The 26759-nt window shown below is 72.8% G+C and carries 26 protein-coding genes; 16 read left to right on the forward strand and 10 right to left on the reverse strand.

Annotated elements, in window-relative coordinates:
* Nucleotides 1-97: 97 nt before the first annotated feature.
* On the reverse strand, nt 98-871 hold the full coding sequence (locus tag EV378_RS08745; RefSeq protein WP_132422504.1) for a 2-phosphosulfolactate phosphatase: 774 nt from the start codon (nt 869-871) through the stop codon (nt 98-100).
* Nucleotides 868-1773, reverse strand: coding sequence for an LLM class F420-dependent oxidoreductase (locus EV378_RS08750; RefSeq protein WP_207908617.1), 906 nt, complete (start codon nt 1771-1773; stop codon nt 868-870). Before EV378_RS08750 ends, EV378_RS08745 begins: the two co-directional genes overlap by 4 nt.
* Before the next feature lie 122 nt (nt 1774-1895).
* Here EV378_RS08750 and EV378_RS08755 point away from each other — a divergent pair, with 122 nt between their 5' ends.
* The 5 genes from EV378_RS08755 to EV378_RS08775 are packed head-to-tail and all read left to right on the forward strand — an operon-like array spanning nt 1896 to nt 5470.
* Complete coding sequence (locus tag EV378_RS08755; protein WP_132422508.1) at nt 1896-2087, forward strand: ferredoxin; 192 nt, start codon at nt 1896-1898, stop codon at nt 2085-2087.
* A gap of 18 nt (nt 2088-2105) precedes the next feature.
* A complete protein-coding gene (locus tag EV378_RS08760; RefSeq protein ID WP_132422510.1) occupies nt 2106-3422 on the forward strand; it encodes an MFS transporter in 1317 nt (438 codons plus the stop codon).
* A 3-nt stretch (nt 3423-3425) separates the two neighbouring features.
* Complete coding sequence (locus EV378_RS08765) at nt 3426-3899, forward strand: Rieske (2Fe-2S) protein (protein WP_132422512.1); 474 nt, start codon at nt 3426-3428, stop codon at nt 3897-3899.
* Nucleotides 3896-4984 (forward strand): amidohydrolase family protein, encoded by a 1089-nt coding sequence (locus EV378_RS08770; RefSeq protein ID WP_132422514.1) that lies wholly within the window; start codon nt 3896-3898, stop codon nt 4982-4984. Before EV378_RS08765 ends, EV378_RS08770 begins: the two co-directional genes overlap by 4 nt.
* Nucleotides 4985-5035: 51 nt before the next feature.
* Entirely contained in the window at nt 5036-5470 is a 435-nt protein-coding gene (locus EV378_RS08775; RefSeq protein ID WP_132422516.1) for an SRPBCC family protein, read from the forward strand.
* A gap of 65 nt (nt 5471-5535) precedes the next feature.
* Here the strand turns inward: EV378_RS08775 and EV378_RS08780 are convergent, their stop codons facing one another.
* Both EV378_RS08780 and EV378_RS08785 read right to left on the reverse strand, forming a co-directional pair.
* Nucleotides 5536-6216, reverse strand: a complete 681-nt coding sequence (locus EV378_RS08780; protein ID WP_165922198.1) for a GntR family transcriptional regulator — start codon at nt 6214-6216, stop codon at nt 5536-5538.
* A gap of 21 nt (nt 6217-6237) precedes the next feature.
* The gene (locus EV378_RS08785; protein ID WP_132422520.1) at nt 6238-7398 is read right to left on the reverse strand and encodes an amidohydrolase family protein; all 1161 of its coding nucleotides are present in this window, start codon (nt 7396-7398) and stop codon (nt 6238-6240) included.
* Between the two features lie 132 nt (nt 7399-7530).
* On the opposite strand from EV378_RS08785, the gene EV378_RS08790 reads away from it, so the two are divergent.
* From EV378_RS08790 to EV378_RS08800, 3 genes are read left to right on the forward strand one after another with little or no spacing between them, the layout of a single operon-like run.
* Nucleotides 7531-8205, forward strand: coding sequence for an RraA family protein (locus tag EV378_RS08790; RefSeq protein ID WP_165922199.1), 675 nt, complete (start codon nt 7531-7533; stop codon nt 8203-8205).
* Complete coding sequence (locus EV378_RS08795; RefSeq protein ID WP_132422524.1) at nt 8205-9407, forward strand: alpha-hydroxy acid oxidase; 1203 nt, start codon at nt 8205-8207, stop codon at nt 9405-9407. The genes EV378_RS08790 and EV378_RS08795 overlap by 1 nt, the downstream gene beginning before the upstream one ends.
* On the forward strand, nt 9404-10264 hold the full coding sequence (locus EV378_RS08800) for an SMP-30/gluconolactonase/LRE family protein (protein ID WP_132422526.1): 861 nt from the start codon (nt 9404-9406) through the stop codon (nt 10262-10264). Before EV378_RS08795 ends, EV378_RS08800 begins: the two co-directional genes overlap by 4 nt.
* 9 nt (nt 10265-10273) lie before the next feature.
* Here the strand turns inward: EV378_RS08800 and EV378_RS08805 are convergent, their stop codons facing one another.
* A complete protein-coding gene (locus EV378_RS08805) occupies nt 10274-11158 on the reverse strand; it encodes an SAM-dependent methyltransferase (protein WP_165922200.1) in 885 nt (294 codons plus the stop codon).
* A 467-nt stretch (nt 11159-11625) separates the two neighbouring features.
* Between EV378_RS08805 and EV378_RS08810 the strand changes: the two genes are divergently transcribed.
* Nucleotides 11626-12525 (forward strand): NADP-dependent oxidoreductase, encoded by a 900-nt coding sequence (locus EV378_RS08810; RefSeq protein WP_132422530.1) that lies wholly within the window; start codon nt 11626-11628, stop codon nt 12523-12525.
* 3 nt (nt 12526-12528) lie between these two features.
* Here EV378_RS08810 and EV378_RS08815 read toward each other — a convergent pair whose 3' ends face one another.
* The 5 genes from EV378_RS08815 to EV378_RS08835 form a co-directional block, all read right to left on the reverse strand.
* Entirely contained in the window at nt 12529-13686 is a 1158-nt protein-coding gene (locus tag EV378_RS08815; RefSeq protein WP_132422532.1) for a cobalamin-independent methionine synthase II family protein, read from the reverse strand.
* Nucleotides 13687-13757: 71 nt separating this feature from the next.
* Nucleotides 13758-14546, reverse strand: a complete 789-nt coding sequence (locus EV378_RS08820) for an IclR family transcriptional regulator (protein WP_165922201.1) — start codon at nt 14544-14546, stop codon at nt 13758-13760.
* Between the two features lie 2 nt (nt 14547-14548).
* The gene (locus tag EV378_RS08825) at nt 14549-15007 is read right to left on the reverse strand and encodes a nuclear transport factor 2 family protein (RefSeq protein WP_207908618.1); all 459 of its coding nucleotides are present in this window, start codon (nt 15005-15007) and stop codon (nt 14549-14551) included.
* 83 nt (nt 15008-15090) lie between these two features.
* The gene (locus EV378_RS08830; RefSeq protein WP_132422538.1) at nt 15091-17439 is read right to left on the reverse strand and encodes a hydantoinase B/oxoprolinase family protein; all 2349 of its coding nucleotides are present in this window, start codon (nt 17437-17439) and stop codon (nt 15091-15093) included.
* On the reverse strand, nt 17436-19586 hold the full coding sequence (locus EV378_RS08835) for a hydantoinase/oxoprolinase family protein (protein WP_132422539.1): 2151 nt from the start codon (nt 19584-19586) through the stop codon (nt 17436-17438). The genes EV378_RS08830 and EV378_RS08835 overlap by 4 nt, the downstream gene beginning before the upstream one ends.
* Before the next feature lie 168 nt (nt 19587-19754).
* On the opposite strand from EV378_RS08835, the gene EV378_RS08840 reads away from it, so the two are divergent.
* The 7 genes from EV378_RS08840 to EV378_RS08870 all read left to right on the forward strand — a co-directional run bounded on the left by EV378_RS08840 (nt 19755) and on the right by EV378_RS08870 (nt 26676).
* Nucleotides 19755-21293: an FAD-dependent monooxygenase gene (locus EV378_RS08840; protein ID WP_132422540.1), complete on the forward strand. Its 1539-nt coding sequence runs from the start codon at nt 19755-19757 to the stop codon at nt 21291-21293.
* A complete protein-coding gene (locus EV378_RS08845) occupies nt 21290-22960 on the forward strand; it encodes a (2,3-dihydroxybenzoyl)adenylate synthase (protein ID WP_132422541.1) in 1671 nt (556 codons plus the stop codon). The genes EV378_RS08840 and EV378_RS08845 overlap by 4 nt, the downstream gene beginning before the upstream one ends.
* Nucleotides 22957-23709, forward strand: coding sequence for a maleate cis-trans isomerase family protein (locus EV378_RS08850; protein WP_132422542.1), 753 nt, complete (start codon nt 22957-22959; stop codon nt 23707-23709). The genes EV378_RS08845 and EV378_RS08850 overlap by 4 nt, the downstream gene beginning before the upstream one ends.
* Nucleotides 23710-23731: 22 nt before the next feature.
* Nucleotides 23732-24448 (forward strand): TetR/AcrR family transcriptional regulator, encoded by a 717-nt coding sequence (locus tag EV378_RS08855; RefSeq protein WP_132422543.1) that lies wholly within the window; start codon nt 23732-23734, stop codon nt 24446-24448.
* A gap of 91 nt (nt 24449-24539) precedes the next feature.
* Nucleotides 24540-25184: a VOC family protein gene (locus tag EV378_RS08860; protein WP_132422544.1), complete on the forward strand. Its 645-nt coding sequence runs from the start codon at nt 24540-24542 to the stop codon at nt 25182-25184.
* Nucleotides 25181-25429 carry a hypothetical protein gene (locus tag EV378_RS08865; protein ID WP_132422545.1) on the forward strand — a complete coding sequence of 83 codons (249 nt, stop codon included), beginning with the start codon at nt 25181-25183 and terminating at the stop codon, nt 25427-25429. The genes EV378_RS08860 and EV378_RS08865 overlap by 4 nt, the downstream gene beginning before the upstream one ends.
* Nucleotides 25426-26676, forward strand: a complete 1251-nt coding sequence (locus EV378_RS08870) for an alpha/beta hydrolase (RefSeq protein ID WP_132422546.1) — start codon at nt 25426-25428, stop codon at nt 26674-26676. The genes EV378_RS08865 and EV378_RS08870 overlap by 4 nt, the downstream gene beginning before the upstream one ends.
* Nucleotides 26677-26759 lie beyond the last annotated feature (83 nt).

The following is a 26759-nucleotide window of genomic DNA, read 5'->3' on the forward strand; positions in this document are numbered from 1 at the left end:
GCTCGTACGGGCCCACCGCCGCTCCGGCAGCCCGGGATCCGGCTGACATGGCACGTACGGCTGTTCGATCATGGTCTGGGCAGCCGTGAGTGCCATGTCAACCGGTGTCGATCACTCGTGCGCTGCGGGCCCGGGCCGTGAACGCGCCGCCGGACAGCACCGGGACCGACGGGCTCACGTCCAGCTCGGCCGCGACGTCCACGTCGGACGAGAAACCGACGGCCGCGAGCTCCCGGCCGCCCGCACAGTCGTGCAGCGCCGGGTTCGGGTCGCCCATCGCGGCGAACGCGGCCGCCGCGGCACGTGCCTCCGGGGACGCCCCGTCCCACCCGGCGTCGAGGAGCGCGGTGATCAGCGCACCCGCACCCCACAGGTCCTCGACGGCCGGGCGGAGCGACCCGTCCGGCCACCGCTCCCCCGACGCGACGACGGCGACCGGCCCGGGATCGCGCTCACGCCGGGCCGTCAACCACGCGGTGACGGCCCGGCGGTTGCGCAGGCTCGCACCGACCACCACCGGCGCCCGGTCCGCCAGCGCGGCACTGATCGTCGAACCGTTCGGGGACGGGAGCACGAGACGTCGCAGGTCCGGCGCGTCCCGGACGCTGACCGGCGACAGGCTGATCCCGCCCTCGCTACGGCCGGCTGCCAGCACGGCGTCGTGCTCCTCGGCGAACCGCCGGGCGCGCTCGTCGCGCCACCGGAACGGGTACACGGTGACACCGCGGTCCGCGGCGACGGACAGCGTCGTCGTGAAGCTCAGGACGTCGACGACCACCGCCACCGCGCACCCCGGCACGATCGCCTCCGCCCCGGCCGGACCCCAGTCGAAACGGAGGGAGTACCCGCGCTGGCGGTGCTCCTCGTTCACCCGGTGCGCGCCGTCAGCCCGGTCAGCGCGGGCGCCAGCTCGCGCCACTGGTCGTCGGGCAGGCCGCGCTTCTCGACCGGGAGCGCCTGCACGCACACGTGGTCGGCGCCGGCGGCCAGGTGCTGCCGGACACGGTCGCGGATGGTGTCCAGGTCGCCCCACGCGACGAGCGCGTCGACGACGGCGTCCGTGCCGCCGTCGTCCATCTCGGACTCGTCGAACCCGAGGTCGAGCAGCGCGTTGCGGTAGTTCGGCAGCCCCAGGTACGTCGACGTGTAGGTGCGGCCGATCTCGCGGGCGCGGTCCGGGTCCGACTCGATCAGGACGGCCTGCTCAGGGCAGAGCAGTGGCCTGTCGCCGAGCGTCTCGCGCGCCTTCGCCGTGTGCTCCGGCGTGACGAAGTACGGGTGCGCGCCCTCGGTCCGCTCGCCGGAGAGCTGCAGCATCTTCGTGCGCAGTGCGGCGAGCACGTACTTGGCGGGCGTCGAGGGCCGCTGCGCGCTGAACGGTGCGTTGTCGATCCCGTCCAGGTAGCGGCGCATCGCGGTGAGCGGCTTGCCGTAGTCGTGACCGCGCAGGTCGTTCACCAGCGGCTGGTGGCTCACGCCGAGTCCGACCAGGACCCGGTCCGGGTGGGCCTCCTCGAGCGAGGTCGTCGCACACGATGTGGCGACGGCGTCGCGGGCCCAGATGTTCGCGATGCCGGTCGCGCCGACGAGCCGCTCGGTCGACGACAGCAGCATCGACAGGTGGACGAACGGGTCGCGGCCGGCGACCTCGGGGAGCCACAGCGCGCCGAAGCCGAGCGACTCGATCTCGGCGGCCAGCTCGCGTGCCCGAGCGGAGGGGACGGTGTCCAGCGCTCCGGTCCAGATGCCGACGGGGGTCAGGTCCAGTGCCATGTCGCCCATCGTGGCTGCCGGGCAACCGGTCCGCGACCGCTCCGCGCCGCGAGCCTTGCCTCTCGTCGCAGATAACATGTTATGTTCTGTGCCGTTCCGGCCATCGACGCCTGGAGGTCCCGATGCGGATCACTGTGGATCCCGACCTGTGCGACGGCTTCGGCCTCTGCGACGAGCACGCCCCCGATCTGTTCGAGTTCGACGACGACGGCTACGCCACCGAGCGCGGTGACGGCACCGTCCCGTCGGACCAGGAGGCGGCGGCGAAACGCGCGATCGCCGGCTGTCCGGCCCACGCGATCCACGCGATCTGACACCGGACGGAGTGCAGCGTGGCACTGACCGAACGCAGCGCCGGCCGCGACCGGCGGAACTCGAAGCGCCGGATCCTGACCTCGACCTACGTCGGCACGGTCATCGAGTGGTTCGACTTCTACATCTACGCGACGGCCGCGGCCGTCGTCTTCCCGGCGCTGTTCTTCCCCGCCGTGGACGGGCTGGCCGGCCAGCTCGCCGCGTTCGCGACGCTGGCCAGCGGCTTCCTCGCCCGCCCGATCGGCGGCGTGATCGCCGGCCACTACGGCGACCGGATCGGCCGCAAGAAGATGCTGGTCGCCTCGATCGTGCTGATGGGTGCGGGCACGGTGCTCGTCGGCGTGCTGCCGACCTACGCGCAGATCGGCATCTGGGCCCCGCTGCTGCTCGTCCTCGCCCGCGTGGTCCAGGGCGTCGCGGCGGGTGGCGAGTGGGGCGGCGGCGTGCTGATGGCCATCGAGCACTTCTCCGACCGGCGCCGCGGCCTCTGGGGCAGCGTCGGGATGATGGGCGTGCCGAGCGGCGTGACGCTGTCCACCGCCGCGTTCGCGCTGCTGTCGCTCATGCCGCGCGAGGACCTGCTGGCCTGGGGCTGGCGGATCCCGTTCCTCGCGTCGGTCGTGCTGGTCGCCGTCGGTCTGTGGGTGCGGCTCGGCGTCGACGAGAGCCCCCTGTTCACCGAGGCACGCGCGAAGAAGGCCGTGCTGCCGTCGAAGCCGCCGATCGTGGAGATCCTGACGTCGGACTGGCGCAACGTCGCCGTCGGCGTCCTGCTCGTGATCGGCCCGTTCGCGGCCAGCTCGGTGTTCATCACGTTCGGCGCGTCCTACGGACCGAAGGTCGGGTTCTCCACGGCCGAGGTGCTGACGGCGCAGACGATCGCGAACGTCGTCGAGCTGATCGCGCTCCCGCTGTTCGGCCTCCTGTCCGACCACATCGGACGCCGGAGGATCTACTACTGGGGTGGTGCGCTGCTCGGGATCTCCGCGTTCCCGCTGTTCGCCGCGTTCGGCTCCGGGTCGTGGCCGTTGCTGCTGGCCGCCATGCTGTTCACCTACGTCGCGCACGGGATGATGTACGGCCCGATGGGCGCGTTCCTGGCCGAGCTGTACTCCACCGGCACCCGCTACACCGGCGCGTCGCTCGGCTACCAGGTGGCCGGCGCGATCGGCGGCGGGTTCGGCCCGCTGATCGCGACGTCGCTGCTCGCGGCCGCGGGCGGCGCTCCGAACTACCTGTGGGTGGCCGTGTTCATGCTGGCCGTCTGCCTGCTGTCCGCCGTCGCGGCCTGGTTCGCGCCGGACATGAACCAGCGAGCACTGCGAGAGGTCTGAACCGTGACGCAGCACGTCGTGGCCCGCACCGCCGAGATCCCGCCGGGCGAGCGGGTGATCGTCGAGGTGGAGGGACGCCAGGTCGGGGTGTTCAACGTGGACGGTGAGTACGTCGCGTTCCTGCACCGCTGCCCGCACATGGGCGGCCCGCTGTGCGAGGGGCAGGTGATCGGTCTGGTCGAGTCCTCCGGCCCCGGCGACGTGCGGCTCGACGACGGCCGCAAGTTCCTGACCTGCCCGCTGCACGGCTGGGAGTTCGACGTCCATACAGGACAGTCCTACTTCGATCCCAAGCGGGTGCGGGCGCGCCGCTACCCGGTGGAGGTGCGCAGCGGGGCGGACATGGTGCCGGGTCCGTACACCGCGGAGACGTTCGACGTCGTCGTGGACTCGGACTACGTCATCGTGGAGACCGGCCGGCGGGAGAAGCGCCGGCGGAACGAGCACCAGGACGGCGAGCGAGGAGCCAGCTCATGACCACCGCCCTGCTGGAGGGCACGACCCGGAGCTCCCTGTGGTCCGGACCGGTGATCGACGCCGACGTGCACGCCGCCGTCCCGTCGCTGGAGGCGTTGCAGCGCTACCAGGAACGGGTGTGGGTGCAGTGGGCCGAAGAGCGCGGCTGGGCCGGCCCGGTCGGCCTGAACATCGCCTACCCGCCGAACGCACCGACCACGGCCCGGCCGGAATGGCGCCTGGGCGCCGCTCCCCCGGCGTCGGACCCTGCGGCGCTGCAACAGCACATCCTCGACCCCTGGCAGGTCGAGAAGGCCGTCCTGAACTGCTACTACGCCGTCGACTCGCTCCGCCACCCGGACTGGGCGACGGCACTGGCCCGCTCGGTGAACGACTGGATGGCCGGGGAGTGGCTGGACCGCGACCCGCGGCTGGTCGGCTCGATCGTCGTACCGGCCCGTGACCCGCGCGCGGCCGCCGAGGAGATCGACCGGCTCGGCCCGGACCCCCGGTTCAGACAGGTCGTGCTGCCGGTGCGGTCCGAGCAGCTCTACGGGCAGCGCGCGTGGTGGCCGCTCTACGAGGCGGTCACCCGGCACGATCTCGTGCTCGGGCTGCACTGGGGTGGCACCCCCGACGGCGCGCCGTCGACCAGCGGGTTCCCGTCCTGGTACGTCGAGGAGTACGCGGCCGAGACGCAGGTCTACGCCGCGCAGATGATCTCGATGATCGCCGAGGGGGTCGTCCGCAGGTTCCCGTCGCTGCGGGTGTCCATGCTGGACTGCGGTTTCACGTGGATCCCGACGTGGGGCTGGCGGATGAACAAGGAGTGGAAGGGCCTGCGGCGCGAGATCCCGTGGGTGGACCGCCCGCCGATGGACCTCGTGCGCGAGCACTTCCGCTTCACCACCGCCCCGATCGACGCCGGCCCGCCCGAGCACATGGCGAAGATCGTCGAGTGGCTCGGCACCGACGACCTGCTCATGTTCGGCACGGACTACCCGCACCGCCACGACGACGACATCGCCGGCTTCCTGTCCGGACTGGACGACGGCATGCGCGCCAACGTGATGTCCGAGACGGCGAGGCGCTGGTACCGGTTGTAGAGAGCACGTGCCAGGGTGTGGTCACCCTGTCCCACGATCCGAGGAGCGCCGATGCCCCGTCCGTACACCAGCGGTGTCGTCCCTGCCCCGCCCGAGTCCGTCTGGGGCGTGCTGCGCGAGTTCAACGGCCTCTCCGACTGGATGCCCGCGATCGCGAACAGCCGGCTCACCACCGGGTCGGAGGGCGCGCCCGGCGCCGTCCGGCACCTCACGCTCGGCGACGGCGGGGAGCTCTCCGAGGAGCTGCTCGCCCTGGACCACGACGCCATGACGTTGACCTACCGCATCGTCGGCGACAACCCGTTCGGGGTCCGTCGCTACGTGTCCACGGTGCGGGTCGCGCCACTGACCATGACCGGCGAGTCGTTCGTCGAGTGGTGGTCGGAGTACGACGCGGACGCCGGCGCCGAGGAACAGCTGAACCAGGTGTTCTCGAAGGACATCTACGAGGCCGCCATCCGTTCGCTGCAGGAGCGCTTCGGGTAGCTCCGCGGCTGCCTTCACGGCGCTGAACGGGGCTTTGCCCGCGCAGAGGGAACCGAAAGCTCCGTTCAGCCCGGTCGGGGGGCCTCCTCGGCGGCCGCGAGCTCGTCGATCACGGCGTAGATGTGACGCTGGTGGGCCTCGACGGCACGGCAGTAGCGGTCCCGGTCCCGGCGCGCGAGCGCGTCGACGATCTCGGTGTGCTCGCCGTGCATGCGGGTCACGACCGTGACGCCGTAGTCCATGATGGACCGGTACGGCTGGATCAACGCCCACATCCTGGCGCACTCCGCGGCCACGATCCGCATCGGCGAGAGCTCCCAGAAGCCCTCGTGGAACGCCCGGTCGGCCAGGACGATCTCGTAGGCCGTCCGCCCGAGGAGCGCGAGCATGGCCTCGTTGCGCCCGCGCAGGTCGTCGAGCTCGGTGTCCGACGGCCAGCGGCCCGTCGCGGCCAGGCGGTTCTCGCACGCGTCGCGCAGCCAGCAGATCTCGGACAGCTCGGTGCTGGTCAGCTTCGCGACGTAGTGGCCGTGGTTGCGGCGGTGGCGCAGCACGCCCTCCGCGGCGAGGGTCTTGAACGCCTCGCGCACCGGGACGCGGGTGCTGCCCAGCCGCATGGCCAGCTCGTCCTGGCGCAGGTGCTCGCCGGGCTGCAGCTGGCCGTTCGCGATCATCTCGCGCAGGGCCGCCGTGACCCGGTCGCCTGCCCGGCCGTACCCGGCGTCGAGAGCGGAGTCGATGGTCATCTCGGCGCTCACGGTACTCGGTCAGGCGGCGCGCACTCCCGTCCCGGCCAGCAGCGGGATGCCGTAGAGGGTGCTCGCGTTCTCGCCCAGGATCTTCCGCCGAACGTCCTCGGGCAGGTAGGACGGCACCGACTCGTACGGCGAGTCCGAGTCCCAGTGCGGGTAGTCCGACGAGAACATCAGGTGGTCCGGGCCGATCACGTCGTGGAACATGCCGAGCAGCGACTCGAACTCCGCCGCGTCCTCCGGCTCCTCCATCGGCTGGGTGGCGAACCAGAAGTGCTCCGCGAGGTACTCCGACGGGCGTCGTTGCAGGTCGGGCACCTCGTCGCGGAGCATCTCCCAGCTGCGGTCGAGCCGCCACGAGAACGGCGGCGCCCAGGACCAGGCCTGCTCGATCAACGCGATCCTCAGCCCCGGGAACCGGTCGAAGGCGCCCTCGAAGATCAGGCTCGACGAGAGCGTGTAGTTCCGCAGCGGGAAGCCGGTGTGCCACTCGAAGTAGAAGTTCGGCGTGCCGCAGGCGGTCATCCGGCGGCCCGGTGACGTGTGGAACCCGAGCGGCAGGCCGTAGTGCTCGCACGCCTCGAGCAGCGGCCAGTACCGCGGGTGCCCGATCGCCTGCTCCGTCCGCGGCTCGATCAGGACCTGGACGAACCTCTCGCCGCGCGGTCCCTCCTTGCACCGGGTGATCTCGCGGACGGCCTCGGCCGGGTCCTCGGTGAGGACGTTGATCGACGCGTAGAAACGGGGGTCGTCGGCCAGCCACACGTCGCGGTGCTGGTCGTTGAACGCCCTGGTCAGCTCGACGCCGAACTGGTGAGGGAAGTTCGTGTTGCCCTTGGAGAGCATCAGCGCCGCCGCGTCGCCGAGCACGACGCCGCTCATGTCGAACTCGTCGATCAGCTGCGCGCGCGTGAAGTCCGGGAGCACCCCGGGCCGGCCGCTCGGGTCGATCGCGTCCAGCCGGTGGGTGAACCTGCGCTGCGGCACGATCCGCGACTCCGTCGAGACGTCGCGCAGCCCGATCAGGTCCAGGTGGTCACGCCAGCGAGAGGACAGGCGTTCCCGGATCGCGTCGTCGGTGACCGCGACGGTCGGGTGCACGTCGACGTCGACGACCGGGATCCGGTCGGCCGTTCCGGTCTCCCCCGTGGCGGGCGGGCTCGCGAGCGTGGTCATCGGAGGTCCTCCTGGCGCGTCGGTGCGCCGGCGTCGTCACGACACTGGCGGCGGACAAAGAACATGTTATGTTGTCGACGACGGACACGCCATGCCTCGACGGCGAGGAATGCGACCGCTCCCGGAGGACCGATGCCGCAGCTGGGACACCGTGCGATCGTCGCGCCGCGCGTCCTCGACGCCCCCGATCCCCTCCCCGACGACGTGCTCTCCGCGTACCGCGCGAGCAACTCGTGCGCGGTCAGCGACCAGGTCGGTCGCCTGTGGACGATGGACCCGGCGATCGGTCCCCTGCACCCGTCGATGCCGCCGCTGGCCGGCGTCGCGATCACGGTGAAGGCCCCACCCGGCGACAACTGGGCCGTCTACGGCGGGCTCGCCCGCGCGTTCCCCGGCTCCGTGCTCGTCGTGGACTGGCGCGGGTACACCGCAGGCTGCGGCGGCGGCGAGAAGGCGTTGCTGCCCGCCGTCGCGAACGGGCTGTCCGGGTTGGTGATCGACGGCGCGTGGCGGGACATCGACGACGTCGCGGCCCGCAGCTTTCCCCTGTTCGGCCGGGGCCGGAGCCCGTTCTCCCCCGCCAAGCGCGACGCCGGCGAGGTCTGCGTGCCGGTGGCCTGCGGCGGCGTCGTCGTGGAGCCGGGGGACGTGGTCGTCGGCGACGCCGACGGGGTCGCCGTGGTGCCCCGCCGGCACGCGCTCGAGGTGGCCGAGGTACTGGCCGCGTCCCGCGAGACCGCGGACGCGCACGACGAGGACATGGTCGCCCGGATCGGCGCGGCGTTCGACCAGGAGCACGGGAACTGATGCACGCGTTCGGATTCGACCTGCACTGGCGCGCCCCGGAGCGGCTGATCACCGTCGAGGACTACCGGCGGGCCGCGCGGCGACGGCTCCCCTCCATGGTGTGGACCTATGTGGACGGCGGAGCGGACGACCGGCACACGCTGGGACTCAACCGCAGCGCGTTCGACGGCTGGTGGTTGCGCCCGTCCGTCCTCACCGGACACGACGTGCACCGCCTCGGCACCACGGCGGCCGGGCTGGAGCTGTCGATGCCCGTGATGCTGGCGCCCACCGGGTTCACCGGGCTGACCCGGTGGAGCGGCGACCTGGACGCCGTCCGCGCCGCCGAACGGGCCGGCACGCGCTACGCGCTGTCCACGACGTCGTCGTGGTCGCTCGAGGAGGTCGCCGGCGCGGCGTCACGCGAGCACGTGTTCCAGCTCTACCCCGGTACCGGCGGCGTCGCCGCGGACCTGATGCGCCGCGCATGGTCCGCCGGGTACCGGACGCTGTTCGTGACCGTCGACGTGCCGGTGAAGGGCAACCGCGAGGGCGAGCGCAAGCTCGGCATGGGCATCCCGCCCGCTCTGACGCCGCGGCGCGCGCTGAACTTCGCCCGCCACCCGCGATGGACCTACGACATGCTCCGCCACCAGCGCGTCGCCGGCGCGAACGTCGGAACGGGCGGTGGCGTGCGCGAGGCCGTGGAGTCCGTCGAGATCGCCGAGCGGGAGCTGATGCAGTCCCGGCTGGACTGGGACGACCTGGCCTGGATGCGCGAGCAGTGGCGCGGGCGGCTGTACCTCAAGGGCGTGCTGCGTGCCGACGACGCGACGCGCGCGGTCGACCTGGGCTGCGACGGCGTCGTCGTCTCGAACCACGGTGGTCGCCAGCTCGACCACGTCCCACCGACGATCGCCGTCCTGCCAGGGATCGCCGACGCCGTCGGGCATCGGGCCGAGGTGATCCTCGACGGTGGCGTGCGGCGCGGCACGGACGTCGTCACCGCCCTCGCGCTCGGCGCCAGGGCCGTCCTCGTCGGACGGCCGTACGTCTACGGGCTGGCCGTCGGCGGGGAGCGGGGCGTCGTCGACGTCCTGGGAATCCTGCGCGACGAGATCGAGCGGGCGCTGACGCTGCTCGGCGTCCGCGACGTCGCCGACCTCGACCGTTCGCACGTGCGCCGTGCCGATCCCCCGCACCACGAGGAGCTGGTTCCATGACCACCCGACCCGCACCCCGCGTCGTCGCGACCGATGTGGGCTTCTCCGAGGGCCCGCTGTACACGCCGGGCGGCGACACGTACTTCACGTCGATCAGCCACGGCCGGCTCTACAGGCTGACCGACACCGGCGCCGAGGTGGCCGCCGACCTCGGCGGTGGGGCGAACGGTGCGACGCTCGCCGCCGACGGGTCGATCTACGTCGCGCAGAACGGCGCGCGCTGGTCGACCACCGGACCGAAGTGGGGCAGGGACTCGATCGGCGGCGTGCAGGTCGTGCGCCCGGACGGCTCGTTCGACTGGGTGCACCGCGACCCGATCGCGCCGAACGACCTGTGCTTCGGCCCGGACGGGATGCTCTACGTCACCGACCCGACGCGCGCTCCGCGCGGCGCCGACGGGCGGCTGTGGCGGATCGACGTCGACACGTGCGAGGCCGAGCTGCTCACCTCGACGACGTACTTCCCGAACGGCATCGGTTTCGGCACCGACGACCGCCTCTACGTCGCGTCCACGTACGACTCGCGCATCCTCGCCTACCGGATCGAGGACGGGAAGCTCGTCGACGAGCAGACCGTCGTGCAGATGGACTCCGGGCACCCGGACGGCTTCACGTTCGACACCGACGGCAACCTGATCGTCTGCGCGATCGACCTCGGCTCCGATCCGGGCGCGATCCAGACGTGGTCGGTGACCGGCGAGAAGCTCGACCAGTACGTCCCGGGCGACAACCCGAAGTACACGAACGTCGTGCTCGACGCCGCCGGGAAGATGACGATCTGCGACTCCGAGGGCGGCGCCGTCCTCGTCGTCGACGACTGGGGCTCGGCCGGGCTGGAGCTGCACCCGTACCGCTGATCCGTCCGATCAGGACACGCCGGCCGCCAGCCAGATCCGTATCGGGTCGGGTGTGTGGTCGACGTCGATCACCTCGGGCACCGGGCGGCCGTGCCTGCGGAGCTCGTCCGGCACCTCGGTCACGGTCTCCGCGCGGATGCCCGCGCGACCGAGGAACGACGCCGGGTCGCCCTCCGGCCCGGCCTCGAACAGGCCGAGGATGGTCCGGATGGCGTGCCGCTCCCCCTCGTCGGCCAGCGGGATGCTGTCCGGCTCGGGGATCCGGCGGAAGTACTCGACGGCGAACCTGCTGCCGGGGCCGCTGATCTCGACGGCGTCGCGCAGCAACCGGTCGGCCGCGTCCGGCGGGAGGTACATCAGCAGCCCCTCGACCGTCCACACCGTCGGGCGCCCCGGACGGAACCCGGCTTCGACGAGCGCCGCCCGCCAGTCCTCCCGCAGGTCGGCGACGACGGGGACCCGCCGGTCGACGTCGGCGTCCGCGGCCGCGAGCACGGAGTCCTTGAACGCGTGCACCGGCTGCGTGTCCACCTCGAACACCCGGACCCCGTCCGGGACGTCCAGGCGCACCACCCGTCCGTCCATACCGGACGCGAGCACGACCACCTGCTCGGCGCCGGCGTCCAGCCCGGCCCGCACCTGGTCGTCGAAGAACGGGGTGCGGCCGGCGCCGAAGTAGGCGACGAACATGTCCCACAGCACCGAGCCGCCGTCGTCGCGCGCCGGACCGAGCCGGGGCAGCCGGTCGTCGGGCGCGGCGAGCGCGGCACGGACGAGGAGCGACGCCCACGGGTCGGGAAACGTCGCGTCCGGCCGGTCCTGCTCCTGGGCCCGGGCGTACGCGGTGAGAAGCGAGGTCCATCCGACGCCGTCCGGCAGAGTCGTCTCGGTCACGGTTCGATCATGCGCCAGGTGGGGAAGATCAGCATGCCGTAGCGGGTGGAGCCACACCTCCGTGTCCGCACCAGGCCTCTTCTGCGCACGTCACAGCACCTCACCGAGCAGACCTCCCGGCGTCGGGTCACCCACGACGGCTCACCGTCGACGGGAAGCCGATCCGTTCCCTGGACACGTTTCGCCCGATTCGCCCGACCGAACCGTCGACGCGAACGCCGGCACGGATACCCCCACAGCCGGCCCATCCCGAACGAACGGGCCGTTCGGGCAACGACACTGCTCGAGGGTGCCGCTCGTTCGGAACCCGCTACCCGCCCGACGCGAACGAACGGCACCTTCGAGCAATGTCATTGCTCGAAGGTGCCGCTCGTTCGGAGTGGGGGCGGTGGGGCGGGGCGAGGCGGGGGGCTGGGGCTGGGGCGGAGCGAGGCGGCGGGCGGGGACCGGGGGTAGCGTCGGGCGGCGTGCGGGGTTACGGGTTCCTCCGGGTCGGTGGTCCGGAACAGCAGGCTCATCTCGACGTGCCGGAGCCGGCTGCGGGGCCCGGTGAGCTGCTCGTCCGCGTGCGCGCGTCCGGCGTGAACCCCGGCGACTGGCGGGTGCGCGAGGGCTCCTACGGCGTCGACGGGCCGGCCGTGCTCGGTCGCGAGGTGGCGGGCACCGTCGTCGCGCTCGGTGAGGGCGTGAGCGGCTTCGCCGTCGGCGACGAGGTGTTCGGCGGCTGCCCCGGCATGCTCGGCGGGTGGGCTCCGACGGCGCGGGTCACGGCGTCGTTCGCGGCACACCGTCCGGACGGCGTGTCCCCGGAGCAGGCGGCCGTGCTGCCGGTCGCGGCCGGGACCGCGTACGACACGCTGGAGCACCTGAGCCTGGCCCCGGGCAGCACGCTGCTCGTGAACGGTGCGGGCGGCGGCGTCGGGCTGCCGCTGGTACAGCTCGCCGCGCTGCGCGGGCTGACCGTCGTCGGCACCGCGAGCCCGGCGAAGCACGACCTGCTCAGCCGGCTCGGAGCGGTACCCGTCGCGTACGGGGACGGTGTCGTCGACCGGATCCGCGCCGCCGCTCCGGACGGCGTCGACGGCGCGTTGGACCTCGTCGGCGGGGACGCGCTGCGCACGATCGCACCGCTCGTCCCGTCGGCGCGGCTGTACTCGGTGTCGGACAAGGATCTGGCGCGCGAGCTCGGCGGGAGCGAGGTCGTGCGCGACCGCAGCACCGCCGTCCTCTCCGAGCTCGCCCGCCTCGTCGCCGCCGGGGAGCTCGACCCGCTGGTGACCGAGGTCCGCCCGCTCGAGGAGGCGGGCGAGGCGCTCGCACTCGTCGAGAGTGGACACGCCACCGGAAAGGTCGTGATCCTCCCCTGAGGATCAGATCCGCTCCCCCGCCCGCCGCGCACCCTCCACGAGGGACTCCAGCTTCGCCCACTGCACGGACGGGTGCACCCGCCGCACGAGCGGACCCTGCGCGAACCCGCAGTCGCTGCTGGCGATCACCCGCTCCGGACCGACCAGCTCGGCGAGCCGCACGATCCGGTCCGCGACCAGGTCGGGGTGCTCCACGACGTTCGTGGCGTGGCTGACCAGACCCGGCATCAGGGTCTTGCCCTCCGGGAGCTCGACGTCGGCCCAGATCCGCCACTCGTGCTCGTGGCGCGGGTTCGCCTGCTCCAGCGAGTACGTGCCGACCGGGACGCGCAGCACCAGGTCCACGATGTCCCGCAGCGGCACGTCACCGACGTGCGGAGCGTTCCAGCTCCCCCAGCAGATGTGGTAGCGCGAACGCTCCGGCGGGATGCCGTCCAGCGCCCGGACCAGCGCCTCCGTACGCAGCTCGGCCCACGGCCGGTAGGCGGCGAGGTCACCACGCATCGTGTCGTAGGCGATCGTGAAGTGGGCGTCGTCGATCTGCACCGTCAACCCGGCGTCGATCACCGCGCGGTACTCCTGGTTGAGCGCGTCGGCGACCGCGAACAGCAGCTCCTCGTCCGACGGGTAGTGGTCGTGCGTCGGCCTCGGCACCGCGCTGGCCGGCGCGACGACCGGCAGGAACCCCTCCGCCTGTCCATCCACACCGGACAGCGCCGCAGTCAGGTTCGCAATGTCCCTGCCGACCGCCTCGGCGCCGGTGTAGTGGATCGGCCCGGTGGCCCGCCACTCGCCACCGCCGCCGACGAACCCCTGGCCGGCCTCGTACTCGTCGTAGAACTCGCCGAACAGGTGCTTGTCGGTGCCGGGCGGGACGTTCGAGCGCCCGTCGGTCTTCCCGGTCTCCTCGGTCGTGGTGAACCCGCCGAGCCGCTCCCGCACGTAGCGCGACCAGCTGTCGGACTTGCCGTACTCGCCGTCGCTGACGACGTCGATGCCGATCTCGACCTGTCGCCGCACGACGTCCGCGACGGCCGCGCCGAGCACCTCGGCGTGGCGCGCCGGGTCGACCGGTTCGCCGTGCTCACGCGCGCGCATCAGCTCGGTCAGCTCGGGGGTGCGCACGAGGCTCCCCACGTGGGTGGTCCGGATCCGGGTCATCGTCGTCCTCTCTGTTGTCCCCACCCCGCAGGCTCCGCCGGCGACCGCCCCGCGACGTCCGTCCCTGCAGGTCAGTACGCGAGCCCTCCGCCGATCCGCGCGGCGAACACACCGGCGAGCTCGCGCAGCTCGGCCGCCGTCGACGCCGGGTCGTCGGCCGCACGACGCATGCTGGTGAAGCTGAGCCCGACCAGCCCGTCGGCCCGCCGCGGCGTCCGGACGGCGACGCCGACGCAGCACAGCCCGTCGACGATCTCGCCGTCCTCGGTGGCGTACCCGCGGTCCCGGGTCGCCCGCAGATCGTCGCGCAGCCCGTCCACCGTGGACAGCGACGCGGTCGTGGCCGGTTCCAGGGCGCCGTCCGCCGGAACGCGTGTGGCCAGCCCGCTCTCGTCGAGCGCGGCGAGCAACGCCTTGCCGGACGCGGTGCAGTACGCCGGGACCGAGCGGCCGATCTCCGCGGCGAGCCCGAGATGGAGCGGGTCGCGGCCGTCGTGGCGGGCCAGGTAGACCGCGGACGCGCCGTCACCGAGCACCGCGAGCTGGACGGTCCGGGATGTCTGCGGGTACCGCTCCCGGCAGAGCCGGTGGAAGACCTCGACCTCGGTGACGCCCGCGAGGTAGGCGTGGCCGAGCTCGGCGAGCCGTCCGCCGAGCTCGTAGCCCTCGCCGGACCGGCTCAGCAGCCCCGCCTCGACGAGCGCGGCACAGACGTTCAGCACGGTCGACTTCGGAACGCCGACCTGTCTGCTCAGCTCGCTCGGCCCGACCGGACGGCCCGGCTCCGCGGCGAGACGGGTCAGGATCGCGGCTGCCCGGGTGACCGCGGGCGAGGCGGAGCGCCCCGATGCGCCGGTCACGCTCACCCGCCGACGGCGGCCCGCGGCGCCTCCGGATAACCCCGGCCCGCGTAGTCGAACCCGCCGAGCTCGAGCCGGGCCAGCGCCGTGTCCTGCGGCGACGCGTAGTAGGCGCGGATCTCGGCGATCAGGCCCTCGCCGTCGAACTCGTACCACTCGGTGCCGCGCAGCAGCACCCCCGCCGCCTGCTTGAAGTGCGTCCACTCGCACACCGCGACCCGGCGGGCGGCGTCGACGGCGATCGCGTCGACCGTCCACGCCGACCGGCCGGTGCGGACCTTCTCGGCCCACTTCTCGCCGATCGGGACCGCGCCCCGCCACGGCCCGTCGTACATGTCCGGCGGGAAGTAGTGCACGGCGTCGGTGGTGAGGTGCGAGGCGACGGCCGCGGCGTCGCCGGACGTGCAGGCGTCCATGTAGGCACGGACGCGGGTCTCGAGATCGGTGGCGGACGTCGTCACCGGCCGGACGCTAGACCCGGCCCGGCGGGCGGTCAACATTCTGACACGTGGTCAACATGCTGACCGCCCGACCGCGGATCACCTCACCCGCGACCCGCCGGGACGACCGACCGTCCGAGCGTCGACGCGGCGTCCGGGTGGTCGGTCGGGACGACGGCCGAGTACAGCGCCGTCCAGCACGACGGGCAGCAGTACTGCCGGAACACGACGGCGTCGTCGACGTAGTCCGACGGGTCCGCCAGGATCTGCGGACCGGCCTCGGTGGACGGTCCCTCGTAGACGGCCAGCCCGAGGGACTCGCCATCGCCCGCCCCGCCGAGGACCTCCGAGCAGTGCCGGCACGCGATGCCCGACCCGGCGATCTCGACGAGGTTGTCGTCCAGCCGCTTCGCCGAGCTCACGTCGCCACCGCCGCGCGTGGCGCCGACCATGCGGGAGCGGTCGCGCCGGATCCCGCGCTGCCGCTCGCGCTCCGCCGCGGTCGCGGCGTGGTCCACATCGGAACCGGCGCCGATGCTCGTTCCGCCGGCGCTCCTTCCGGTCAGCACGACGCCGTACACCGACGTCGCGCTGCCGGGCAGGATCTTCTCCTCGGCGACGTCGCGGGCGACCGCCTCCGGGTCGCGGGTCAGCGGGTCGCCGTACCCGCCGCCGCCCTGCCAGGTCATCGCGAACACCTCGCCGGGAGCGAGGTAGCTGGACTCGTAGTTCTGGCCGGGCACGATGCTGTCCGAGAGCTCGTCCAGCGACGACGGCATCGTCCCGGACGCCAGCACCTCGGCGATCCGGCTCTGCCGCGCGACGACGTCGAGCCCGCTGTTGCCCGGGTGCCCGCCGGACAGGCCGGTGTTCTGCGCGACGGCCTTGCCCGCCGAGGCCAGCACCAGCCCCATCGGGATGGACGTGCCGTGCGGCGTGAACGCCATCGACGCGCCGACTCCGCCGCGCTGGCGCCCCGGCCCGCCGGAGTCCGGCTGCTCCCGGCGCCACAGCGTGAGCAGCGGGTACAGGAACTCGGTCATCTCGACGTCCGGGATGCGGCCCATCGGGATGCAGAACAGACCGCCGGTGTCGATGCCGTCGGCGTGCGGGCGGGCGCCGTACCCGCCGGACATCGGCTCCATCATGATCGACAGGAACGGTGCGGGCTGCTCCCCGCGCTCGTCCAGCCCGGCGATCACCGCCGTGTCCCACGTGCCGCAGCACGTGGCCTGCACGTTGCGCCCGAGCTCCAGCGAGCGGTCGAGCATCTGCGCGAGGCACTCCGCGACCAGGCTGCCGGTCTGCCACGCCGGACCGATCGGGCCGCGGCTGACGGCGGCCGGGAACGCCGCGTTGTTGATCGTGCCTTCCTCGGTGACCAGGTCGAAGCAGCGCATCAGCCCGCCCGCCGACCACGGGATGTCCCCGGCCAGGATCGGCAGCAGGGCGAGCATCACGCCGCCGCGCATCCCGGCGTAGGTGCAGTTGATGACGCCGGCCTGCGGGTCGGTGCCGGTGAAGTCGAACGTGAGGTGGTCGCCGGTCTTCGTCGTCGTGACGGTGATCCTGTGCAGGCCGCGGTCGCCCTCGTGCGACTGGTCCTGGTAGCCGGTCGCGCTCCACGAACCGTCCGGGATGGACTCCAGCTTGGTCCGCAGCCGGGACTCGGCGTCGCCCATCATCCGCTTCATCACGGCCTTGACCGTGTCCGCGCCGTACTGCTCGATGAGCGTGAGCAGCCGCTCCCGGCCGACGTTGTTCGCGCCGATCTTGGCGCGCAGGTCGAGCGCGACGAGCATCGGCACCCGCGAGCGCCGGATCCAGAGGTCGGACGTGTCCCGCTGGAGCTGGAAGTCCCGCACCACCTTGACCGGCGGCGTCGGCAGCGACTCGGAGAACACGTCCTGTGCGGACGGGCTGAACGATCCGAGCCCCACGCCGCCGAGGTCCGGCTCGTGGCAGATCGCGCTCGTCCAGGCGAACAGCTTCCCCTCGTGGAAGACCGGCTGGTAGACGATCACGTCGTTCTGGTGCAGCCCTCCCCCGACCCACGGGTCGTTGGTGAGGAACATGTCGCCCTCGGCGATGCCCGGGTTCGTCGCGCGGTGCCGCAGCGTCCAGTAGATCGCCAGGTCCACCGCGCCGACGAGCATCGTGTTGTACAGCCCGACCTGGACCTCCTGGCCCAGCTCGTCGGAGATCGCGAAGTCGAAGTCGTTCGCGTCGGTGACGATCGGCGAGCCGGACATGCGCTTGAGCGCCTCGCCCATCTCGTCGGTGACCGACCACAGCCGGTGCCGGATCACCTCGTAGGTGAGCGGGTCCAGCGCGTCGACCTGCTCCTGGGTGACGGTGTGCGCGGGCAGCGACGACGGCAGCGAGCGGGCCAGCTCGTCCGGGTCGACGGGGCGGCTGGAGAAGATCTCCGAGCCGGGGATCGGCATGCTCACGAGACACTCCCGGCGGTTTCGCGGGTCGGCAGGCACGGGGTGGTGACCCCGGTGCGGATGGTCAGGTTGCCCAGCTCGTCGACCGTGCCGGTGGTCCCGGCCGGCACGACGACGGTGGTCGTCGGCACCTCGACGATCGCGGGGCCGGTCAGGACGTGCCCGGCGGCGAGCCGCCGGTAGTCGTAGACCGGGGTGTCGACGTAGCCTGCGGCGGCGTCGAGCTGCACCGGGCGCGTGCCGACCTGCGCGTCGGACGGGTCCGGCGACGTGGCCGTCGGCACCGGCGGGAGTTCCGGGCTGAACGGCAGGACGCCGACGCCGCGCACCCGGAACGTGATCGCCTGGATGCCGGCCTCGCGGAACCCGGCGTCGCGGCCGTAGAGCTCCGCGTAGCGCGCCTCGAACGCCGCTCCGGCCGCCTCGATCGCGGCCGTGTCCAGCGTGCCGCCGGACACCGGGGCGGTGACCTCGGCCAGCTGCATCGTGTACCGCATGTCGATCTCGCGGTGGATCTCGACGGACTCGAACGGCACGCCCTGCCGGTCCAGGCCGTCGCGGACCCGGCGCTCCAGCTCGTCGAAGTTCCGCTGGGCACGGGCCGGGTCGAACGGGACGACCGTCGGGTCGGACAGCTCGGCGGCCAGCACGATGTCCGAGGACGCGAGCCCGAACGCGGAGAACGCCGAGGCCACCGGCCCGAGCGGGACCACGACCTCGGTCACGCCGACCTCGGCCGCGTACCCGGCACAGTGCGCGGGGCCCGCCCCACCGAACGCGTAGAGCACGAACTCGCGCGGGTCGTGCCCCGCCTCGACGACGGTCTTGCGCAGGAGGTCGCCGGTCTGCGCGTTCTGCACGGCGTAGATCGCCGCCGCGGCCTGCTCGACGGAGAGCCCGAGCGGCTTCGCGACGCGCGTCTCGATGGCCTGGCGGGCCAGGTCGAGCGACAGCGGCTTGCGCCCGCCGAGCAGCCCGCGCTCCGGCAGGATGCCGAGCACCAGGTTGGCGTCGGTGTTCGTCGGCTCCGTGCCGCCCGCGCCGTAGCAGGCCGGACCGGGCACGGCCTGGGCGCTGCGCGGACCGACCCGCAGGTTGCCGCCCGGGTCGATCCAGGCGATCGCGCCGCCGCCGGAGCCGATCGCGTCCACCCGCAGCGTCGGGACGTTGATCGGGTGGTGGTTGATGATCGTCGTGGTGTCCCGCACCGGCTCGCCGTCGACGACGAGCCCGGCCAGGAACGTGGTCCCGCCGACGTCCGTGGAGATGATGTTGCGGTGGCCGAGCTGGCGGCCGAGCGCCACCGAGCCGACGACACCGCCGGTGAGCACCGACCCGACCGTGCTGATCGCCGCCGCCGGCGCCTCCGCCGCCGCGACCGCACCGCCGTTGGACTGCATGACCAGCAGCGGGCCGGTCAGGCGGTTCTCCCGCAGCGTCGTCTCGAGCGTGGTCAGGTAGTCACGCAGACCCGGTCCGACCTGGGTGCTCATGATCGTGGTGGCGTTCCGGGAGAACTCCCGGATCCGCGGGCTGACCTCGCTGGACAGCGCCACGAACAGGTCCGGGTCGATCTCCGCGACGAGCTCGCGCAGCCGGCGCTCGTGCACCGGGTTCCGGAACGACCACAGCAGCGACACGGCGATCGCGCGGACGCCGTCGTCGACCAGCGCGCGGATCGCGGCGCGGGCGGAGTCCTCGTCCAGCCCGACGACGACCGTGCCGTCCCGGTCGATCCGCTCGGTCACCTCGAGCGCGTGCCGCTTGGGCAGCAGCGCGTGGTCCTTCGCCTGGCCGAGCACGTGCTGCAGCTCGTGCGGGGAGCGGCCCAGGTACCGGCCCTCGACGTTCATGATGAAGATCGAGTCCCGGTGTCCCTTCGTGGTCAGGAACCCGACCGGCGGGACGTTGCCGGTGACCAGCGCGTTCAACGACGACGTGGTGCCGTGCGCGATGTGGTGGGTGTCGGCCAGCATGTCCGGCAGCGACCTGCCGAGCTGCTCGGCCAGGAGGCCGAGCACGTCCAGCACGCCCTGCGAGTAGTCCGGTGGGGTGGACGGGGACTTCGCGGCCAGCACGGTCCCGGCGTCGTCGTCGAGGACGGCGTCGGTGAACGTGCCGCCCACGTCCACGCCGATGACATAGGCCATGGCTCACGCTCCTTCGCGCGGCTGTGCCGCCGGCGGAATGCCGCGGCTGATTACGGATGCGTAGACTATTCAACACATCCGCAGGAGCGGTCAAGGCCCGGGGTTGACGAAACCGGCGTCAGCGTCGAATACTCGACGAATCAGTAAACGACCGGACGGAGGACTCGGATGCCGCACCGTCGCGTCGCCGTGCTGGGTGGCGGACCGGGAGGGCTCTACGCGGCCCGGCTGCTCCGGCTCGCCGACCCCACGTGCGAGGTCGTCGTGCACGAGCAGGGCAGGCCGGAGGAGACGTTCGGGTTCGGCGTCGGGCTGGCCGCCGGCACCCAGCGCAACCTGCAGGCCGCCGACCCGGACACGTTGCGCGACATCCTCGCCGCCGGGTACCGGCACGACATGACGATGCGCGTCGGGGAGGACGTCGTCCGTGTCCGCAACGACCACCTGGTCGGCGTCGCCCGCACCGAGCTGCTCGCCATCCTGCAGCGGCACGCCGAGAAGGCGGGCGCCCGGCTCGAGTTCGGCACGCGGTGCGCGGCGCAGGATCTGGACGCCGACGTCGTGGTCGCCGCCGACGGCGTCAGCAGCGCCACCCGCGAGGCCGGGGACTTCGGCGCGACCGTCGACGTCGGGCGCGGCCTGTACCTCTGGTGCGCCGCCGATTTCGCGCTTCACGACGCCATGTTCTCGCCGGCGAGCACCGAGCACGGCACGTTCGTCACACACGCCTACCCCTACGCGCCGACCCGCAGCACGTTCCTGATCGAGACCGACGAGGCGACCTGGCACCGGGCCGGCTTCGACGCGACGACGGAGGCGACCGCGGCGGACGCGACCGACGAGGCGTCGCTGCGCTACCTGGAGCGGGCGTTCGCCGACCGGCTCGACGGCCACCCGCTGATCGGCAACCGCACCCGGTGGCTCCGCTTCCGCACCGTCCACTGTGAGCGGTGGTCGGACGGCCGGACGGTGCTGCTCGGGGACGCGGCGCACACCGCGCACTACTCGATCGGCTCCGGCACGAAGCTGGCCATGGAGGACGCGATCGCGCTGGTCGACGCCCTGGGCGAGGAGCAGGACACGACCTCGGCGTTCCGCCGCTACGAGGATGTCCGCCGCCCGTCGGTGGAGCGCCTGCAGGAGCTCGCCCGACGCAGCCAACTGTGGTGGGAGTCGTTTCCGGAGCGGATGCACCTACCGGTCGAGCAGCTGATGGTCGCCTACATGACCCGCGCCGGGAACGTGCCGCTGGACCGGTTCGCCGAGACGGCGCCGGACGTCGTGCACGCCGCGCTGGAGCACTACGGCGACGGCGCGGCACCGCCGGGAGGCATCGTCGAGTGGGTCCTGGACCGCCCGCTGCACCACGGCGGACGCCGCCGTCCGGACCGGCGCGCGACGCCCGCCGACGACGGAGAACTCGTCACGATCGAGAACGTGACCACCGACCCCTGGGACGACGACGGGGACGCCGCCGTCGCCCGCGCCCGCGCGGCCAGGGAGCGTGGCGCCGCGGGCGTGCGCCTGAGCGGCCCCGCCGAGCGGGGCGCGCTGCTCACCCGGCTCGACCTGGCCGAGCGGATCCGCACCGAGACCGGCGCACTGACCGTCGTCGACGGGCCGGAGGCGCTGCGCGACGATCTGGCCGCCGGTCTGGTCAGCGCCCGCACCGACCTGGTCGCCCTCACCGCCGAGGAGCCCGCATGACCGCGACGGTCGTCCCCCACCCGCCCGAGGTCGTCCGCGCCTACCGCGACGCCGGGCTCTGGGGCACCCGCACGATCGCCGACGAGCTGCACGCCGTCGCGCTGGTCCATCCCGACTCCGACGCCGTCGTCGCACTGGACGGGCGGGTGACGTTCCGCGAGCTCGACGAGCGCACGGACGCCCTCGCGGCCGGGCTGGCCGATCTCGGACTGGAGCCGGGCGACCCGGTGCTGTTCCAGGTCACGAACCGGCTCGGCGCCGTCCTCGCCTGGTACGGGGTGCTGAAGGCCGGCCTGGTGCCGGTGTGCACGCTGGCCGCGCACCGCGGGCACGAGGTCGGCGAGATCAGCAGGCAGGTCGGCGCGCGGGCGCATCTGGTCGAGGCCGGGACGCGCGGGATCGATCTCGTCGAGTTCGCCGCCGGTCAGCGCGACGGCCACCCGACGCTGCGGCACGTCCTGGTGCTGGGCGGCTCCCCGGACGATCCGCGCGGTGCCGCGATCGAGACGCTCGGGACCGGCATCGACCGGGACGCCGCCCGCGCGACGGTCGAGCGGATCCAGGCCGGGCTCGACCCGGACGGCGTCGCCGCGTTCCAGCTCTCCGGCGGCACCACCGGCGTCCCGAAGGTGATCCCCCGGTTGCACGCCGAGTACTGGTACAACGCCTCGGCCTACGCCGCGTCGTGGGGCTGGGGCCAGGAGAGCAGGGTCGCGCACCTGATCCCGATCATCCACAACGCCGGCATCGTCTGTGCCGTGCACGCACCGCACAGCGTGGGTGCGGCGCTGGTGCTCGGCACCGCCGACCTGGACGAGTCGCTGCCGCTGATGGCGCGCGAGTCGGCGACCCACGTCCTGCTCGGGCACGGGCACTTCACGGCCGTCGACCATCCAGGGTTCGACGACGCCGCCGCGGCCCTGACCCAGGTCGTGCTGTCCGGGACGAAGGTCCCGCCCGCCCTGTTCGACCGGCTGGAGCGGCGCGGGCTGTGGTCCGGGCAGCTGTTCGGGATGGGCGAGGGGCTGTTCCTCACCACCCGTCCCGGAGCTCCGCGGCTCGCGCGCGCCACGACGGTCGGGACCCCCCTGTCCCCCGCCGACGAGATCCGGATCCTGGAGCCCGGCACCGAGATCCCGCTGCCCGACGGCGAGGTCGGCGAGCTGGTCTGCCGTGGCCCGTACACGCTGCGGGGCTACTACTCCACCGACGACGCGACGGAGGCGCACAACGCGGTCGCGTTCACCTCGGACGGCTTCTACCGCACCGGTGACCTCGCGTCGGTCCAGGTGATCGACGGCGAACGGAACGTCGCGATCGAGGGGCGGATCAAGGACCTGATCAACCGCGGCGGCGAGAAGATCAACGCCGAGGAGGTCGAGCTGTTGCTGCTCCGCCACCCGCGCGTCACCGAGGTGGCCGTCGTCGCGATGCCGGACCCCCGGCTCGGCGAGCGGACGTGCGCCGTGGTCGTCGCCGACGGCGGCCCGCTGACGCTCGACGAGGTGCGCGAGCACTTCGCGTCGCTCGACGTCGCCAAGTTCAAGTGGCCGGAACGGATCGAGCAGCTCGACGCGATGCCGCGGACGCTGGTCGGGAAGCTGGACAAGAAACGCCTGCAGGCCGAGATCGCCGAGGCCATCACCCTCTCGGGAGGACGCGCATGACACCGCACCGGATCGGGCTCGTCGTCCCCAGCTCGAACGTCACCGTCGAGACCGAGGTGCCGGCGCTGCTCGCCCGGCACGCCGACGCCCGGTTCTCGTTCCACTCCAGCCGGATGCGCATGCAGGCGGTCTCGCCGGAGGGCCTGCGCGCGATGAACGACCAGCGCGAGCGGTGCATCGACGAGCTCGGCGACGCGGGCGTGGACGCGCTGCTCTACGCGTGCCTTGTCGCGCTGATGGCACAGGGCCCCGGCACGCACCGGAGCACCGAGGAGGCCGTCACGGCGCAGCTGTCCGCCGCCGGGCAGCACCCCGCCGTGCTGTCCAGCGCCGGGGCGCTCGTCGAGGGACTGCGGGCGCTCGGTGCCGTGCGGATCGGGCTCGTCATGCCGTACCTGCGTCCGCTCGCGCAGCAGGTCGTCGCGTACCTGGAGGCGGAGGGCTTCGAGGTCGTGGACTGGGCGGCGCTGGAGGTCGGCGACAACACCGAGGTCGGCTGCATCGCCGGCGACCGCATCCTGCGGGCGGCGCGCGACCTCTCCCTGGACGGAGCGGACGCGCTGGTGATCTCCGCGTGCGTGCAGATGCCCTCGCTGGACCTCGTCGGGCCGGCCGAGGAGGAGTTCGGCCTGCCGGTGGTCTCGGCCGCGACGGCGGGTGCGTTCACGCTGCTCCGCCATCTCGGACTCGCACCGGAGCTGCCCGGCGCGGGGCGCCTGCTCGCCGCAGGGCAGGTGGCCGCGCGGTGAGGGCCGCCTACGATCGTCGGCCATGAGCAGTGCACCGCGCGGCACCGGCCGCGGACGGGCCGGCACGGCGCGCCGCGAGCTCGTCGAGAACGAGCTCTTCGAGCAGGCCACCCGGCTGTTCGCCGAGCGCGGATTCGCCGGGACCAGCCTGCAGGACATCGCCGACGCACTGGGCATCACGCGCCCCGCGCTCTACTACTACGTCAAGAGCAAGGACGAGCTGCTCGCCCGGCTCGTCACCGAGGTCACCGACGGCCCGCTGAACGAGCTGAACGACCTCGTGGCCCGCGAGGGCGGCGACCCGGTCGCGATGCTGCGCGGCGTCGTCCAGGTGATCGTCCGGCGCCGCACGACGCAGCCCGCCCGGTTCCGCCTGCTCATCCGCTCCGAGGCCGAACTGCCGGACGAGCTCACCGAGGCGTACGCCGAGAGCAGGCGCGCCGTGCTGAAGGTGATCACCGGCATCGTCGACGACGGGGTGCGGGCCGGTGTGTTCCGGCCGGTGGACGCCCGGATGGCGGCGCTCGGCGTGCTCGGCATGTGCAACTGGGTGGCCTGGTGGTTCGACCCGCACCGCCGGGGCGCCGACGCGGATGCGGTGATCGCCCAGTTCGCGGACATGGCCGTCGGGGCGCTGCACCGCACGGAGCACCACGCGCTGGACGGCGAGGGACCCGGCGCCGCGCTGAAGATGCTGCGCCAGGACCTGGACCACCTCGAGAGGATGCTCGACCTCTGACTCCTGACTCATCCGTCGAACTGTTGACGTAAGCGTCGAGACCCGCGTACCGTCGACGTCAGTTCGGCAGGACCATGCGCAGGAGGCGGACATGACGGAGCGGGACCACCGCGTACAGGGCGTCGACCACGCCGCGTTCCCCACGTTCGACCCGGCGGGGACCGTCCGGTTCTACCGGGACGTCCTCGGCTTCCCGGTCGTGCACTCGATCTGCGCGGCGGGCTGGGGCCCGGAGGACCACCCGGACTTCATCCACTTCTTCTTCGACATCGGCAACGACGACCGTCTGGCGTTCTTCTACTACTTCGGCACCGACCCGACGATCGCCGGCACCCGGACCGCGAAGGGCGACGTCTACGCCCGCTTCGGCGACGACGTCCCGGAGTACTTCGTGCGCTCGCGGCACCTCGCGATCCACGTCGACTCGGAGGAGGACCTGCTGGAGTACCGCCGCCGCCTCGACGAGAGCGCGTGGCCGGTGGAGATGCAGATCCGGCACGAGACGATCGAGTCGATCTACACGCACGACCCGAACGGCTACATGTTCGAGATCACGCGGGCGATGCGGCCGGTCACGCCGCAGGAGGACCTGGACGCGGAGCTGACGATCGACGCGCTGCTCGACGTCGTCGCCGAGCCGGAGCCGACGTTCGGCAAGCTGCTCGCGCGCAAGGCCGAGCTGATCGTCGAGCGGGCCGGAGCGTGGGAGGAGCAGCAGGCGGGAGCGGTGCGATGACCGTCCTCTACGTCCTCGACGTCCCGGAGAACACGTCGGTCGCCAAGGTCGCGGCCGAGGACCCGGCGGTCACCGTGGGCCGGATCGGGCCGTACTTCGCGATCAGCTCCGACGGCGCAGTCGTCGTCGACCGGCGCTCGACCGACTGCCGGCACGCCGTCTGGTACTCCGCGGTCGCCGGCGTCTCCCGGGACGCGCACATCACCCAGCACGACAAGGACGCGCTGCGGGTGGAACCGGTATGACGGCCTCCACCCGCGGGCTCGGGGCGGGTCGCTACCTCGCGGCCGGCGAGCGTCCGGAGTCGACGGTCACGTCCGTGCACGAGCTGGCCACATCGGACGGTGCGACGGTCCGTGGTGTCCTGGCCACCGTGCCCGGCGCGACCACGGTGGTCTGCCTGATGCACCCGCGCCAGGACGTCACGTTCCACGCGCTCGTCCCGTTGCTGCTGGCCACCGGCGTCGCGGTGTGGACGCAGCACACCCGGTCGGTGAACAACGACCTGACGCTCGTGCACGAGCAGGCGCTGCTCGACGTCGCGGCAGGGCAGGTCTTCCTGCGCGAGCGCGGGTTCGACTCGGTGGTCACGCTCGGGCACTCCGGCGGCGGCACGCTGTTCGCGTTCTACCTGGAGCAGGCCGGGCTCGACCCGGCCGCGCGGCTGGCCCGCACGCCCGGCGATCGCCCGACCGGTCTCGCCGACGCCGAGCTGCCGCTCGCGGACGGCGCCGTGTTCCTCGCCCCGCACCCGGGCCAGGGCCGGCTGCTGCTCGGGTGCATCGACCCGTCCGTCGCCGACGAGTCGGACCCGCTGTCGGTCGTGCCGGAGCTCGATCCGTTCGACCCGGCGAACGGGTTCGCCGAGCCGCCCCGCAGCGCGCACTACTCCGAGGAGTTCCTCGCCCGCTACCGCGCGGCCCAGCGCGACCGGGTCGCCCGGATCGACGCCGTCGCCCGCGAGCACCTGGCCCGCACGGCGTCGGCGCGCGCCGCCCACAAGGAGAGCGGCCGGGCCGCGGACCGGCGCAGGGCGCTCGCCCCGAAAATGATCACGGTGTTCCGCACGGACGCCGACCCGCGCACCGTCGACCTCGGCATCGACCCGAGCGAGCGGCCGTACGGCTCGCTGTTCGGGAAGCGGCCCGACCTGATCAACTACGGGCAGGTCGGCTTCGGCCGGCTCACCACGCCGGAGGCGTGGCTGTCCACCTGGTCCGGCCTCTCGTCGAACGCGGACTTCGTGCGCTGCGCGCCCGGTGTCACCGTTCCGACGCTGTTCGTCGAGCTGACCGGCGACCAGGCCGCGTTCCCGTCGGACACCCGCGCCATGATCGACGCACTCGGCGCGGCGGACCTGACGACGGCGACGGTCCGCGGCCTGCACTTCGGCGGCGCCCTCTCCGACGGCGAACCGACCGGCAACGTGCTGGCCGCCTCCGAGATCGCCGGGTGGCTGGGCACGCGGCACGCGCTCGCGCCGCCCCGGTAGCCCCGGGGCGCGCCGTCCGGCGGTGCATCCACTCCGACGGCGGCCCCCGCACGCGCCACGAGGTCCGGAGTGGTCCGGTCGTG

Source organism: Pseudonocardia endophytica (assembly GCF_004339565.1).
Lineage (GTDB): Bacteria > Actinomycetota > Actinomycetes > Mycobacteriales > Pseudonocardiaceae > Pseudonocardia > Pseudonocardia endophytica.